The following is a 14,006-nucleotide window of genomic DNA, read 5'->3' as shown; positions in this document are numbered from 1 at the left end:
TATATTTTTGAATCGATTTATTTATAAAATATAATTATTTTACTAGCGGTAAATATTTTTCACTCATTGAAGCCCACCCCAGTTCTCGGAAGAGGAGACCTTCGAAGCAACCGATAATTGATCCATCCGCTCATTATTCCGATATCAGTAGCCAGACGTGGAGTCCAACTTTTGATACGACTAGGATTCATAACGATTATGCGCACACCTGAAGCTAGGGTTTTCACAATAGCTAATAATGGGGAATGAGATGCGAAAGGACCATAGGACCATTTTTTATAACGTTCTGCAAGTAATGCTGTACTTTTAGCTCGTCTATAATATAAAGAGAGCGGACGGGGCTTCGTACTTATGCGATATGCGATAGTCGTACTCCTTTGAACTCGAAGATCGTACCCTGCTTCCAATAATCTAAAAGCTAAATCATTGTCTTCTGCGCCGGGTTCAGTCGAAATATCGAATCCACCCATATCAAACATCACAGAGCGTCTTGCTCCAAAACTACCGCCGGGGAGGATAGGCCAATTTGGATCTTCTTCGCCTGGAAGTGGAGGCCGGTACTCAAGAGATTTATGGGATATTAAACTGAGCACGTGCTGTAAACCTGCTGAAAACTCTAGGTCATCTACAGGATCAAATCCCATTACGCACAATGGATATTCCTCTAACGACCGCTGACAGTAACTTACGTATTCTGGAGGAACTACATCATCAGCATCAAGAAAAATTAACTTGTCGCCCTTTGCGAGAGAGATACCTCTATTTCGGGCGTAAGACACTCCCTGGTGCTTGAGAGCTTCTACAATCCTCAGGTCGAGGATATACATCCATTTCAGAGCAACCTTTTGTGTATCATCAGTTGAACAATTGTCAACTACCACCACCTCAAAAGGTTCGGCGTTTATTTGCCGAGATAGGCTTTCCAGTTGCATATCAAGAGTCTTCGCAGAATTATAACAAGGAATAATAATGCTGGTTGTAAATGTCCTAGTACTCATTTGCATCCTATTCAGGTAGCTGCCCCAGCTTAACAAGCCGTGCAAATTCAGAATTCTGAGCGACAACTTCTGAGAATGTACCTCTGGCTACGACTTCGCCCTGTGACATAAAGAGTAGCTGATCAACATCCCGCACAGTCGAGAGACGGTGGGCAACGATAAACACAGTCCGACCTTGCATCAATCTATTGATAGCTTTGGTAATTTTGTATTCAGTCTCATTATCAAGCGCAGAAGTAGCTTCATCTAATATTAGAACACTAGGATTACGATAAAAAGCCCTGGCCAGACCAACCCTCTGTCGCTGCCCCCCCGAGAGGCGAGTACCATTCTCGCCGATTTTGGTATCCAACCCCAGTTCGAGGCTCTTAACAACGTCCTCCAACTCAGCTAGTCGTACACATTCCCATACACGGTCCTCATTAATTTCCTCAGGTGTTAAGCCGTAGGCAATCTCCTCACGAATTGTTTTGCCTGAGATAAATACATCCTGGGGAACATAACCAATATTTTCATTCCACGCCCTGATGTCATCGTTAATGTCCTCCCCATTAACCAAAACCCTGCCCTGGCTTGGTTTTAATAGGCCAAGAATAAGGTCAATCAATGTAGTCTTGCCTGAACCTGAACCACCCACAAATGCGACTGAAGTTCCACTCGGTACACTAAAGTTAAGAGATCTCAGAACATCATGGTCACCATCGGGGTAACGAAAACTCAGATTCTCTACAGAAATATTAAATTGCCTGATGTTACTTTTAATTTGCGCAAACTCCCCAATTTCAGGTTCCTTTTCCAAAAAAGTAAAAGGACCAGCATTTATTTCTCGGATAGCTGTTTCATACTTCTCGAGATATGGCAAAGAGTTACGCACACCACCAAGCGTTGCAATTACACGCACAAAGTTTGGAAGGATACGAATACAAGCCGCAGCAAAAACAGCCATGTAAGCAACTTGCTGCATTCCACCACTCACAACCATAACGCCCATAATTATGGCGATACCACCAATGAATACAATTTCTAAAAGATATTTAGGGAGTTCGAAATAAAAACCTTTGCGGCGGCCAGCTTCGACGGCATCGATTCTAGCTTGCTGATAGTTAAAGAGGCTACGTTCAGTAATACCGTGGATAATATTTTCTCGAAAACCGTCGATAGCTGTTAATGTAGCACCTGAAGATTCTAGCTCCTTGGTCCATACAATATGACCCGCAGCAATATTCCTTTTCTTCAAAAACCTTTGTATCAGATAGGCAGCAAAACCGAAATAAAGAAAAGCAATCAGAGTTTCGAGAGGCATAACCGCCGCCAGCAAGCCCATCAGTAATATAATGGAGAGGCCCTCCCCGATTATTGACAGTATGCCCCCAACGTAACCACCGTAGACCTGTGCATTAGCGCTACCGGTAATCTGCAGAATCTCCGCAGTGGTTCGCTTCCGATGTTCTGTATAAGGCTCGCGTAGGTATGCTCCCAGAACTGCTACTGAGCTAGCTGTTTGTTGGCGAGCAATAAAGCCAGAGCTCCACCATTTAATTACTAGAGAGAAGATACCTTTAAAAACAAATGAGCCTACTAGAACACCACTCATCAATAAAATAAAGTCTTCACGTTCAGGACTTCCAAGAATGCTATGTATTTGCCCAAGATAGCCTGACGTATAATCATTTCCCATAGCTACCTGGATCACTGGCAAGATTACAGCTACTCCTAACAAATCTAGGAGCGATACCAGAAACAACAGGATTACATTTAGTATGAGTAGATAGAAGTTCTTACCTGGAAAAAGGTACTTCATTCTGGGTATCATGATGGCGTTTATTTCCCTACTATTGAGTGCAAGCGAGCCAAAGCTGAGTCCGTACAAAACTACGCTACAGCGAAACATAGCTTCGCGCTACCAGGCACGAAGCTATCTTCTAGTGATATTGATGATGTTAGTTAGCTCGTCCGTCGAATAGGCTTGTTACCGAGCCTTCATCGAACACTTCCTTGATCGCACGAGCCAGTAGAGGTGCAATCGACAGTACAGTCAGGTTGTCGAAAGTCTGCTCGGGCTTGAGCGGCAGTGTGTTGGTTACAACAACTTCGCTAGCACCGCAGTTGGCCAGACGCTCCGCAGCGGGGTCAGAGAAGACAGCGTGGGTGGCTGCGATGATGACGTCCTTAGCGCCGTTTTCCTTGAGCACGCGCACAGCACCGGCGATAGTACCACCGGTATCAATCATGTCGTCAATCAGCACGCAGGTGCGGCCCTCGATATCGCCCACCACGGTCTTAGATACAGCCTGGTTGGGGACGTTGACGTCGCGAGTCTTATGGACGAAGGCTAGGGGCGCACCATCGAGCAGCTCAGCCCACTGCTCTGCAACACGAACACGGCCAGTATCGGGCGATACAACGGTGACGTTTGAGGTATCGACCTTGCTTGCAACGTACTCTGCCAGCAGGGGAATAGCCATCAGGTGGTCAACCGGGCCATCGAAGAAGCCCTGAATCTGGGCGGTGTGCAGGTCAACGCTCATCAGGCGGTGGGCGCCAGCAGTCTTGTAGAGATCAGCAATCAGACGAGCAGAGATAGGCTCACGGCCCTTGTGCTTCTTATCCTGACGGGCGTAGGGGTAGAAAGGTGACACCACGGTGATGGAACGAGCTGATGCACGCTTGAGCGAGTCAACCATAATGAGCTGTTCCATGATGGCATCGTTAATCGGTGCCGGGTGTGACTGGATAACGAATGCGTCCTTCCCTCGCACCGATTCGTTGAAACGTACGTAGGTCTCACCGTTGGCGAAGGTGTAGGCGGATGAAGGAAGAACTTCATTCCCCAGTTCCGCTGCAATCTGTTCAGCGAGTTCGGGGTGGGCGCGGCCTGAGACCAGCGCCATCTTCTTTTCACCTGGATTCGTAATCTCAGTCATTACTGCTATTCGCTTTCCTTAACTGAGTCGGCTGACTCCGCATTGAGTGCAGCCTGAGCTGCCTCTGCGGCTTCGGTACCGGCTCGCTTTTCAATGACCCAACGTTCAATGTTGCGCTGGGGGGCTTCGTTAATTGCCAGGGCGCCTGCGGGGACGTCCTTGCGGATGACGGTTCCAGCTCCAGAATACGCGCCATCTCCGATATGTACGGGTGCGACATACATGTTGTCGGACCCCATTCGGACATTATTACCTACGGTGGAACGGTGCTTGTTCACGCCGTCGTAGTTCACAAAGATTGATGCTGCGCCAATATTAGAATTTTCCCCAATGGTGACATCCCCTGCATAGGAGAGGTGGGGCAGCTTTGAACCGGCACCGATTTCGGCGTTCTTGGTTTCAACAAAGGTACCGATTTTGCCCTTGGGGCCAAGCTTGGTGCCGGGGCGCAGGTAAGCAAAAGGTCCAACGGTAGCACCGTCCGCGATTTCTGAATCGGAGCCCTCGGTACGGGAGATAGTGACGCTCTCGCCTACCTTGACGTTGGTCAGAGTAGTATCGGGACCGATGACGGAGCCGGTCGCGATGTGGGTGGCGCCGCGCAGATGGGTGCCCGGCAGGATAGTAACGTCGTTCTCAATGGTGACGGTAACGTCAATCCAGGTAGATTCGGGGTCAACAATGGTGACACCAGCAACCATGTGAGCATGGGCCACACGGTCGTTGAGCTTGCGGCCCAGCTGGGCCAGCTGTACGCGGTCATTTGCGCCTTCAACTTCCCAGCGGTCTTCAATATCGAGTGCACTGGTGCGGTAGCCGTCCTCACGGGCGATGGAAAGAACGTCAGTGATGTACTTTTCGCCCTGGGCATTGTCGGTGGTGACGCGGGTCAGTGAGTCACGCAGTACCTTTGCGTCAAAAGCATAAATACCGGAGTTGATTTCGGTGATAGCAAGCTGCTCAGGGCTAGCGTCCTTGGCTTCGACAATGGCAGTTACTTCGCCGGCCTCGTTACGGACAATACGGCCGTAAGAACCCGGCTCGTCAATGTGGGTTGTCAGGACAGTAACAGCATTCTTGCCTTCTTCATGGAAGGCAATGAGTTTGCGCAGGGTCTCGGTCTTTAGCAGGGGAACGTCACCGTAGGTCACCACAACGGTACCTTCAACTTCCCCAGCTTCTGCGTCCAGCCCCAGCAGTCCAACCTCAACGGCGCGACCGGTACCGGGAATCTCGTCCTGATCCACAATCGTGACATTAGCGTCGAAAGCGGTGACGTGTGCCGCAACTTTGTCGCGCTGGTGGCGCACAACAACAGCCAGGTTCTTGGGGTTAAGTTCACGAGCCACAGCTACTGCGTGTTCTACCATAGAGCGCCCGCCGATGGGGTGCATGACCTTGGGGGTGGAGGACTTCATACGGGTTCCAGCTCCGGCGGCTAGAACAATAACAGCGGACGGAACTGAAGCAGTAGCAGTCACTAGTTGGTACTCCTTGAGCGAGTAAGACCCCGGTAGTTTGCGAGATGTATGGGGTGTTGAGCTCCGCCACAAGGACTCGAACCTTGAATAACGGCTCCAAAGGCCGCTGTGTTGCCAATTACACCATGGCGGATTACCGTCCCACCTACTTCAGTGAAGTAGCACGGACGAATCTAGATACTACCAAGTCTCATGCCCAGAATGAAACGCGTGGGGTGTGAGTCTTGGTAAAAGTTCATTTGGCAGTGGCCTAAGCCCCTAACCAGGGGATAATTTTCGTTAGGGCTAGCTCAACTTCCTCTACTGCAACTCGCGCGGCTTCTGCTCCCTTGCGGTAGGGGTCAGCGATTCTGTCTTCTTTAGCTGGAGGCTCATCGAGGGCATACATGAAGGCTACTGGATCAACGCGACGCCCAGCCTGTTCCTGAACTCGCGCCATATGTTTTAAAAGATGAATTTTTGAGCGGTGTTGGGGCCACTCACGCACAATCCAGTTAAGGTGTTCTTTCTCCATCACTAAAACTAGTGCAGATTCTTCCAATAACTGAGCAGTAATCTGTTTAGCCTGATGGCTGTGAAAGTTTACACCTCGCGATTCCAGCTCGGCGTCGATAAAAGGAGCCACACCTGAACCTACGACGGCTCCAGTCCCTACGCTATCAAAAGTCCACTCTGAATCGGAGCCTGAAAGTTGCTCAGCGATGTACTGGGCAGAGGCACTTCGGGCGATGTTACCTGTGCAGACAAAGAGAATCTTCTTGGACATCGGGGGATACTTGAGCTCTTCTTCCTCTACTCTTTTTCTTTTTTTAAGGAGAGCTCCTACGTTGAATTGTGTCATGTCTTTTATTTTACTCTGTGCAGAACTTGCAATGTTTAACACCATAGAAAATCGCTCAAGACCGCGAAACACAGTTTGTAGTTGGAATGCCTAACGTTTACCTAGTAGCCTAGAGGGGTGGCACATCTACTTGGCGGCGAAGACCTACACATTGAATTTCCCACACGCACCATTTTTGAGGGCATCACGGTTGGCCTAAATGAGGGTGATCGTATCGGCATCGTGGGTCGCAACGGTGACGGTAAGTCAACTCTTCTTTCTCTTCTCGGTGGGCGGCTCACCCCCGATTCAGGTAAGGTCACGGTGCGATCTGGCACCCGGATTGGCTTCCTCGATCAGGCAGATGTTCTCGACGATTCGCTGACCGTTGGCCAGGCTATCGTTGGTGATACCCCTGAATACGAGTGGGCTTCAGATTCTAAGATTCGCGACGTTATTTCAGGTTTAGTCTCGGATCTCGACTGGAACGCGTCCGTCTCTTCTCTCTCGGGCGGCCAGCGCCGCCGCGTTGCCCTTGCCGCTCTGCTGGCAGGTGACTGGGACGTCCTCATGCTTGACGAGCCTACCAACCATCTCGATGTTGAGGCTATTACGTGGTTAGCTAACCACCTTAAAATCCGCTGGTCTAAGAACGCGGGCGGTCTGCTCACCGTCACCCACGACCGTTGGTTCCTGGACGAAATTTGTACAGATACCTGGGAGGTCCACGACGGTATCGTTGAGCCTTTCGAGGGTGGATACGCTGCCTACATTCTGCAGCGCGTTGAGCGCGATCGCCAGGCAGCTGCAACCGAAGCAAAGCGCCAAAACCTCATGCGTAAGGAACTTGCCTGGCTGCGTCGAGGGGCCCCTGCCCGTACGTCCAAGCCTAAGTTCCGTATCGACGCCGCTAACGCTCTAATCGCCGACGTGCCCCCGGTGCGTAACAAGGTGGAACTATCGCAGATGGCTGTATCCCGCCTAGGTAAGGACGTGGTAGATATCGAGGACGTCGATGTCAGCTACCCCGATGCCAATGCACCCGGAGCTACGAAGGACGTGCTCAAAAAGGTTACCTGGCGCATCGCCCCGGGTGAGCGCACCGGCATTATGGGTGTGAACGGTGCTGGAAAATCAACCCTGCTAGGCCTTGTGACGGGCTCGGTACAGCCCACCCGCGGGCGGGTTAAGCACGGCAAGACCGTGAAGGTCGCTACGCTTACTCAGCAGCTCGATGAGCTGCGGGAAGTTGAGAATGACCGGGTATCAGATGTCATTGGTCGCAAGCGCACCTCTTATGTAGCTGGCGGTAAGGAGATGACCCCCGGGCAACTTCTGGAACGCCTAGGCTTTACATCGGCACAGTTATCTACCCCGGTGAAAGACCTCTCAGGCGGGCAGAAACGCCGGCTTCAGCTCCTGCTCATTCTCTTGGATGAGCCCAATGTTCTCATCTTGGACGAGCCCTCCAACGACCTTGATACCGACATGCTGGCTGCAATGGAGGACCTCCTCGATACCTGGCCGGGCACGCTGCTGGTGGTTTCGCACGACCGCTACCTGATGGAACGTGTGACCGACCAACAGTACGCACTGATTGATGGTACTTTTAGGCATCTGCCGGGTGGCGTTGACGAATACCTGCAGCTTTCAGCTTCTGCCGCTACGGCCCCGTCGACCAAGGCAGTTGATTCTTCGCCGCTCGGTAAGCAGGACGCCGGCAGCAGCTCGGTGGCTAAGGCTAGCGGAGCTGAAATCCGGGCAGCACAGAAGGAAATCAACCAGATTGACCGCAAACTCACTAAACTAGCTGACCAGAAAGCCAAGCTGGAAGAGGAGATGGCCAGCCATGACCCTTCAGATTATGAGAGATTGGTTGCTCTTTCTACTAGGCAACAGATCATCCAGAATGAAATTGATGAACTAGAAAAACGCTGGATAGATGCTAGTTTGCTTATTACATAATTGAAGCTAATAATTTATTAATTTCAACACTCAAGGATATTAAAATAAACCACAGGAAGGGCTTATAAGAATACTGATACATCTCCCATATTGTTCAACGTAAATAATTTCATAAAAACTAAATTAACCAAAGATTTATAAGGCGGATTTTAATGCTTAACGATAGCCAAAGAACTGCTAGTTATACCAAAAGGCAAGAAAGTAAACTTATTCGCTTCAAGCCCTTAATCAATAAATTCAGAAAAAATGTAATTAGTCCCGCAATATCTCACATTCGGACCGGCCCTGAGACTGTTATTGTCGTACCTGATATTGCGCGTGGAGGCAACTGGCTATATGAATGGATGCGGGCTGAATTACACTGGCACAAAAACCAAGCTCCCGCCTTCTTACTTCATACATCTGGCATGGATGCGTGGCTAGATGAATTCCCCAACCTTAATAAATATACACGCCCTGTAAGTGCCCAGCGATTCAGATCTCTAAGAGCTACTGGCTTCAGCCAAGATATTGAAGGTTTATTTTCACACTCAGATTTAAAGAATTTTATTGAGAATAATCTCATCTCCTTAAACTTTGAAGAAAGACGTACAAAAGCTAAGCAACTGGTGAATGAAAATACTCTTGTAATCAATGTACGTCGTGGTGATTACTACACTTCACCAACGATTCATAAAATGTTTGGCATTGACACTGTTACCTATATTCGCACCGCTGTTGCTCAGGCTATCGAGAAAAGTATACCTTCTAATATAATAATTGTTAGCGATGACCTAAATTGGTGTAATCAAAATCTAAATTTCTTGACTGATATTGCCCCTACACGATTTGATAAATTCGGTCATGATATGTTTGACGACTTGGCTTTAATATCAGTAGCTCGACGCCTAATTTTAACTAATACGACTTTTGGTTACTGGGGAGCTTACATAGCCAATATCAATTATGATGCAGAAATTTATGCACCTAGTCATCACGAAAATGCTAGATGGTCTAGCTATCATGCGCGTAAGATACCAATGCAACACCAAGATAATTGGATACAAATCAATCCACCACAAGGATGGTCAACTTGGTTAGAGATAGACAAGCCTGAGGAAAATATCTAATTTCAACCATTGAGGCTTATTCATACAGGGTAGCAACCACCAACTAGACAACGGCCCCACCCGGCAGGAAACCTTGAGGATAAATCGCCAGAAATATTCTCAAACCACACCAGGAAAGACCGTTGCCCAACCAGCGTACAACCGGGCTAACAGCCACGTAATTAGCCACACTCATCTCAGCTCTCGCCTGGACCAAACCAGACCAAAAACCCCGCAGGCTCACCCTAACCCAGGCCCTAAAAATCACGCTAATCAGCTACCGACAGAACCTCACCCAAGAGACTCTCGCCCACCTCTTCGGTATCTCACAGCCAACCATCTTGCGGACCATCAAAACCATCGAGAAGGCCCTAGAAAAGGCTCTCACTCCACTAGTCCCCAGCCTAGAAGAGAGCCTGAAAGCACCTGGCTCTCTTGTGATTGACGGAACCCTTGTACCCACCTAGAACTGTCGCTCACAAGGGAAAAGAAATTTCTCTGGTCAGCATAAAAGAGCAGGATTTAACCATCAAGTGATCTGCACCCTCGATGGCAGGGGCTTAGCTATCACAGACCTGCTACCTGGGGCTAGAGGTGATGCTTATGCCTTCAGAGCCCACGGGCTAGATCAGTTTCTTGATTCTTCGACTTTGGCTGATAAGGGCTACGTAGGTTTGGGACTGGCCACACCGACAAAGCGCAAGCCTGGGGTGAAGCTAACTAAGGAGCAGAAACGAAATAATCGGTTGCTCAATCGGCTACGGTCGGTGGTGGAGCGGGTCATCGCGCGGGTGTTGCACCTGGCGGGTTCTGCACACAGGCTTCAGACGTCCGTTGGACTCGTATGGGCGGGTGTTTCCAGTAGTTCGCGGGTTGCTCTTTTGGCTGCGGGGGTACCCCTTATGAATAACCCTCATTAATTAAAGTTTAAAATGTCTGCAAATAAGAGATTACTGTAATACCACAAAACTCTTTGCTTAGACCTATCTGTGGTTGCTAAGATTATTTATTTTACCAGGAATTGCTCTGATATGGTCAAAAAATTTAAGGTTAAGCGGAGAAAAGATTTGACCATGCAAAGCGTTCCAAGGGACAGGGTAATTATCATTATCACCCCATGGTTGTTCTGCGGGGTTTTCTTTCAAAAGATCTTCAAAATAGTCTAATCTTCGCTCAATCTCTCGATAGTGGGAAAAAGTAAACGGAGAATAAGGCTTACAAACGTATGCCGCAGGGTATAGAGTCTCACGATAATAAAGCTCTTGATCCTTTCCAAGTTTTCCGGCACCAGGAGCTTTTGCGACATTTTCAAAAGTTCTTTCAGAAGGTCCAATAGCATACAACTGTTCGTCAGAATTAAGCATTTCCAATAAGACATTCCAACGAATTGATATTGCTTTAATATCTGAGTAAACGCCCCCATAATGATGCATAAGGTAAGTTCGAATATAATCTGATTGGTGCACGTTACTCAGGTAAGGGAAAGCAGGATGCAGAGGGAAATCAGCTTTAATCCAATCACCCAGGTTTTCTTCAGTAATTAAGTGAAAATCTAAATCTGGGTTAGATTCTTTCAGGACTTTTATACCTCTTTTCCTATTCTTATTCATCTCATCTCCGAACCAAATAGTGAACATCTGCTTCGGGGCACCTTCTACGCTTTTTCCCACAAAACTAGATTCTTCGGTGAATAGTAGGTGATTCACTAGAAAGGTAGAAGAGGACGGCATCACTACAGGTCCAACCTTTACTCTATACCGATCAATATCATAAGAATAGGGACGTATGCCAGCAATATAAGGGTAAATCCTATTTTTCATAGTCGAAAATCCATTTTTCTTTACAAGAAATACTTGATGCTTTGCCAATTTAAAAGGTTTCAAAAAATTCATACTGCTTCCTTTAAAATTCAGTAATAATTTTGCTATAAATTAATTAGTTTATTAAAATTTATAGTGCCTGGTTTAAATATATGATAAGTTTGTTATTTGATCTTCTCTGATAAATCCAAAAAAGTAGCAGATATCACCCCTTTTGCCCTCCTCACTCTAGTCCTTAAAGCAATATTTGAACGTAATCTTTGGGTTACCCCCCCCCCGAGTGTTCCCTCTAATCCCGCGATTTTCCCCAAATTCCCCATTCCCAATTGAGCTCGGAGGAATCTCTCGGATCGAAGATACTTTCCTAAAACCACAGAGTGATGGTTGCAACACTTTAATGTTTATTGAAGCAGGCTTTTCAAAGTACCCCCACTGGTCAGTAGCCCAGTGGATATTTCCTACTCGCTGGATATAGTTCAGATAATTTAACGCAGCGGAACGCGTCATTATGTAAAGCCCTGCTTCCATCACAAGTCCCACAGGCTTTCCAAATCGATATTTTCTATTCTTTCCTTCGCCCACGACTGCAGACAATAAGCTTATTTGTATCAGATTTTCATCGCTACCAAAGAAATCATAAAAGCCCGGTTCAGTAGTATGAGCTAATCTGAGGATACCCACTTACCCTTCTTCGAAGATTTTTGCAACATTATCCACAACTTGAAATAATTTCTTGTCGAGTATTGCATCATCTTCTGCAATTAGTATAAAAGAATGAGTCAGAATTTTCAATCTCTAAAAACTCTTTTAATACTAGATAATGACTGAGCATACACCCAATTTCCCCTGGTTTTGGGCTATCTACATTCAAATTAGCGAATTCATCTTCATTAAATATTTTAAGGGTTTCATTCAATTCAGGCGTTGCTGCTTTAAAATAGTCAAAATATTCGGCACCTTCTTGGTCAAAAAATAATTTACGTCTTTCCTGGTCCTTTTCTAAAGAAATAACCTTGCATACGACTTTTTGTCCGTTGCTCAAAATAAACATAAATTTCTCCTAGATTAACTTGATTACTGCGATAGTAGGCCCTGAACCCGACACGAAACTTGCAACAGTTTCGGGCTGAGCATTGGTCTTTTCCAGCGTATCTGCCAGTTCAGGCAACAGCTCTACAGCAGGCGCAGCCAGGTCGTTGCGCAGCAGCCCGGCAATAGCTGGTAGACGCTTCTGTTGCGGGTCTGTCGAGGTCAGTAGGTCTAGCAGCTCCTGCGGAACTTGCAGGGTGGCCTCCGCAGCAGGGTAGCGCCCCGCCGCGCGGCCGGCGTCCAGCTCCCTAAACACGGCGGGGGTCGATAGCCCAGCCGTTGAAGGAACAAACCCAAACTTCAGCGGCTCAACGCCCTCAGGTACCTCAATCGGCGTGAGTTTGTCCCCCACCCCGGTGCCCACAGCCAGGCCACCCAAGAGGGCAAAGGGCACGTCGGCACCCAGCGGAGCAGCCAACTCCAGCAAACGCTCAAGCCCAAGAGGCTCAGCGGCCAGGCCTGCCTGCACCAGGTAGTCGTTCATGGCCTTCATAGCGGCGGCAGCATCAGCAGACCCTCCGCCCATCCCACCGGCGACCGGAACAGCCTTATCAATGTGAAGCTGAACGGCGACGTCCTGAATATCCAAGCCCTGGGCAGCTACCACCGCTGCTGCCCCGCGATAGGCCAGGTTAGATTCATCAAGCGGAACGACAGCCGGGTCAAAAGCCCCGGCAGCAACCTGCTCCGCAACCGGTGAACCTTCAGCAACACTCATAGACTGGGCGATACCGGGCTCATGGGCCGAAGAAATCGTGACGCGCTCTAACACATCGGTAGCGGCATAGAGCGAGGCGACCTCGTGGTAGCCGTCCTCCCGCAGGGGCCCCACCGCAAAATACAGGTTGACCTTGCCAGGGGCGGTAGCAGAAACACTGAGAGTCATGCGGACGCGCCCTCCCCGCTCTGGTCGGCAGGTGCAGGTACCTGCCGGGCGGCTTCGGCAATCTTGATGAAATCAAAAATATCGAGCTTCTCCCCGCGCAGCTGCGGGTCAATACCGGCAGCCTCAAGAATCTCACCGGCGCGGGCAGCAGAACCAGCCCAGCCAGCGAGCGCAGCCCGCAGGGTCTTACGACGCTGGGCAAAGGCGGCATCGACAATGGCAAAGACCTCTTCACGAGGCAGATCAGACAGTAGCTCCGGGCGGCGCTTAAAAGCCACCAGACCCGACTTGATCTTGGGGGCAGGCCAGAAAACGTTGGTACCGATAACCCCGGCCTTAGACACTTCGGCAAACCAGTTGGCCTTGACCGAGGGCACCCCGTAAATCTTTGAACCGGGCTTGGCTGAGAGACGGTCGGCGACCTCGTCCTGAACCATCACCAGGGCATGCTCAATGGAGGGGAAGGTTGCGAACATGTGCAGGAGCACCGGCACCGCCACGTTGTAGGGCAGGTTGGCGACCAGGGCGGACGGGGTACGCGGCAGCTCAGTGACCTTCATAGCATCGGAGAGCACCACGTCGATACGGTCTTCTGAGCCGGGGCGGAACTTGGCGATAGTAGCGGGCAACTGCTCGGCCAGGGGCGGATCAATCTCAACAGCAACCATGTCGCGGGCAGCGTCCAGAATACCCAGGGTTAGGGATCCCAGGCCCGGGCCGACCTCAACCACCGTCTCATCGGGGCTAATATCGGCGGCGGCGATAATACGACGAATCGTATTGGGATCAATCACGAAGTTCTGCCCCAGGGTCTTCGTGGGGCGGATACCCAGGGTGGCAGCTAGGTCACGGATTTCTTGGGGGCCAAGGAGGGCATCGGGTGCGGGAGATTGCTGTTCAGTCACGCTCCCTAGTCTACCGGGTCTGCCTCAGCA

At 49.3% G+C, this 14,006-nt stretch carries 13 protein-coding genes, 1 tRNA gene and 1 pseudogene; 4 read left to right on the top strand and 11 right to left on the bottom strand.

The features are described 5' to 3' along the window. Nucleotides 1–59: 59 nt before the first annotated feature. The 6 genes from ACEE09_RS03590 to ACEE09_RS03565 all read right to left on the bottom strand — a co-directional run bounded on the left by ACEE09_RS03590 (nt 60) and on the right by ACEE09_RS03565 (nt 6,169). The gene (locus ACEE09_RS03590; protein WP_449082138.1) at nt 60–998 is read right to left on the bottom strand and encodes a glycosyltransferase family 2 protein; all 939 of its coding nucleotides are present in this window, start codon (nt 996–998) and stop codon (nt 60–62) included. A gap of 7 nt (nt 999–1,005) precedes the next feature. Beyond that, nucleotides 1,006–2,691 (bottom strand): ABC transporter ATP-binding protein, encoded by a 1,686-nt coding sequence (locus ACEE09_RS03585; protein ID WP_449082190.1) that lies wholly within the window; start codon nt 2,689–2,691, stop codon nt 1,006–1,008. A gap of 247 nt (nt 2,692–2,938) precedes the next feature. Next, nucleotides 2,939–3,922: a ribose-phosphate diphosphokinase gene (locus ACEE09_RS03580; RefSeq protein ID WP_449082136.1), complete on the bottom strand. Its 984-nt coding sequence runs from the start codon at nt 3,920–3,922 to the stop codon at nt 2,939–2,941. Between the two features lie 5 nt (nt 3,923–3,927). Then, a complete protein-coding gene (gene glmU, locus ACEE09_RS03575; RefSeq protein WP_449082134.1) occupies nt 3,928–5,403 on the bottom strand; it encodes a bifunctional UDP-N-acetylglucosamine diphosphorylase/glucosamine-1-phosphate N-acetyltransferase GlmU in 1,476 nt (491 codons plus the stop codon). Between the two features lie 61 nt (nt 5,404–5,464). Continuing rightward, nucleotides 5,465–5,536, bottom strand: a tRNA-Gln gene (locus ACEE09_RS03570). 117 nt (nt 5,537–5,653) lie between these two features. Continuing rightward, the gene (locus ACEE09_RS03565) at nt 5,654–6,169 is read right to left on the bottom strand and encodes an arsenate reductase/protein-tyrosine-phosphatase family protein (protein ID WP_449082133.1); all 516 of its coding nucleotides are present in this window, start codon (nt 6,167–6,169) and stop codon (nt 5,654–5,656) included. A gap of 192 nt (nt 6,170–6,361) precedes the next feature. Between ACEE09_RS03565 and ACEE09_RS03560 the strand changes: the two genes are divergently transcribed. The 4 genes and pseudogenes from ACEE09_RS03560 to ACEE09_RS03545 form a co-directional block, all read left to right on the top strand. Then, nucleotides 6,362–8,188, top strand: a complete 1,827-nt coding sequence (locus tag ACEE09_RS03560; protein WP_449082132.1) for an ABC-F family ATP-binding cassette domain-containing protein — start codon at nt 6,362–6,364, stop codon at nt 8,186–8,188. 152 nt (nt 8,189–8,340) lie between these two features. Beyond that, complete coding sequence (locus ACEE09_RS03555; RefSeq protein WP_449082130.1) at nt 8,341–9,297, top strand: alpha-1,2-fucosyltransferase; 957 nt, start codon at nt 8,341–8,343, stop codon at nt 9,295–9,297. A 173-nt stretch (nt 9,298–9,470) separates the two neighbouring features. Then, nucleotides 9,471–9,743 carry a helix-turn-helix domain-containing protein gene (locus ACEE09_RS03550; protein ID WP_449082188.1) on the top strand — a complete coding sequence of 91 codons (273 nt, stop codon included), beginning with the start codon at nt 9,471–9,473 and terminating at the stop codon, nt 9,741–9,743. Nucleotides 9,744–9,764: 21 nt separating this feature from the next. Further along, nucleotides 9,765–10,196: pseudogene (locus tag ACEE09_RS03545) on the top strand (transposase family protein); the annotation flags it as partial. Nucleotides 10,197–10,259: 63 nt separating this feature from the next. On the opposite strand, the gene ACEE09_RS03540 reads toward ACEE09_RS03545, so the two are convergent. The 5 genes from ACEE09_RS03540 to rsmA form a co-directional block, all read right to left on the bottom strand. Next, nucleotides 10,260–11,168, bottom strand: coding sequence for a capsular polysaccharide synthesis protein (locus ACEE09_RS03540; RefSeq protein WP_449082128.1), 909 nt, complete (start codon nt 11,166–11,168; stop codon nt 10,260–10,262). A gap of 156 nt (nt 11,169–11,324) precedes the next feature. Then, complete coding sequence (locus ACEE09_RS03535) at nt 11,325–11,777, bottom strand: hypothetical protein (protein WP_449082126.1); 453 nt, start codon at nt 11,775–11,777, stop codon at nt 11,325–11,327. Nucleotides 11,778–11,844: 67 nt separating this feature from the next. Beyond that, entirely contained in the window at nt 11,845–12,147 is a 303-nt protein-coding gene (locus ACEE09_RS03530) for a glycosyltransferase family 25 protein (protein WP_449082124.1), read from the bottom strand. A gap of 9 nt (nt 12,148–12,156) precedes the next feature. Further along, complete coding sequence (locus ACEE09_RS03525) at nt 12,157–13,071, bottom strand: GHMP family kinase ATP-binding protein (protein ID WP_449082122.1); 915 nt, start codon at nt 13,069–13,071, stop codon at nt 12,157–12,159. Beyond that, on the bottom strand, nt 13,068–13,976 hold the full coding sequence (gene rsmA / locus ACEE09_RS03520) for a 16S rRNA (adenine(1518)-N(6)/adenine(1519)-N(6))-dimethyltransferase RsmA (RefSeq protein WP_449082121.1): 909 nt from the start codon (nt 13,974–13,976) through the stop codon (nt 13,068–13,070). Before rsmA ends, ACEE09_RS03525 begins: the two co-directional genes overlap by 4 nt. Between the last annotated feature and the right edge of the window lie 30 nt (nt 13,977–14,006).

It is taken from the genome of Rothia sp. 88186D007BW (assembly GCF_053544215.1).
Note: the sequence above shows the minus strand (reverse complement) of the source record. Positions and strands in the feature narration are given on the sequence as shown.

What these genes read in the sequence shown, in the direction of transcription:
- ACEE09_RS03590 (WP_449082138.1), bottom strand. Translation starts at nt 998, where the DNA reads ATGAGTACTAGGACATTTACAACCAGCATTATTATTCCTTGTTATAAT.
- ACEE09_RS03540 (WP_449082128.1), bottom strand. Translation starts at nt 11,168, where the DNA reads ATGAATTTTTTGAAACCTTTTAAATTGGCAAAGCATCAAGTATTTCTT.
- ACEE09_RS03580 (WP_449082136.1), bottom strand. Translation starts at nt 3,922, where the DNA reads ATGACTGAGATTACGAATCCAGGTGAAAAGAAGATGGCGCTGGTCTCA.
- ACEE09_RS03555 (WP_449082130.1), top strand. Translation starts at nt 8,341, where the DNA reads ATGCTTAACGATAGCCAAAGAACTGCTAGTTATACCAAAAGGCAAGAA.
- ACEE09_RS03525 (WP_449082122.1), bottom strand. Translation starts at nt 13,071, where the DNA reads ATGACTCTCAGTGTTTCTGCTACCGCCCCTGGCAAGGTCAACCTGTAT.
- ACEE09_RS03530 (WP_449082124.1), bottom strand. Translation starts at nt 12,147, where the DNA reads ATGTTTATTTTGAGCAACGGACAAAAAGTCGTATGCAAGGTTATTTCT.
- ACEE09_RS03565 (WP_449082133.1), bottom strand. Translation starts at nt 6,169, where the DNA reads ATGTCCAAGAAGATTCTCTTTGTCTGCACAGGTAACATCGCCCGAAGT.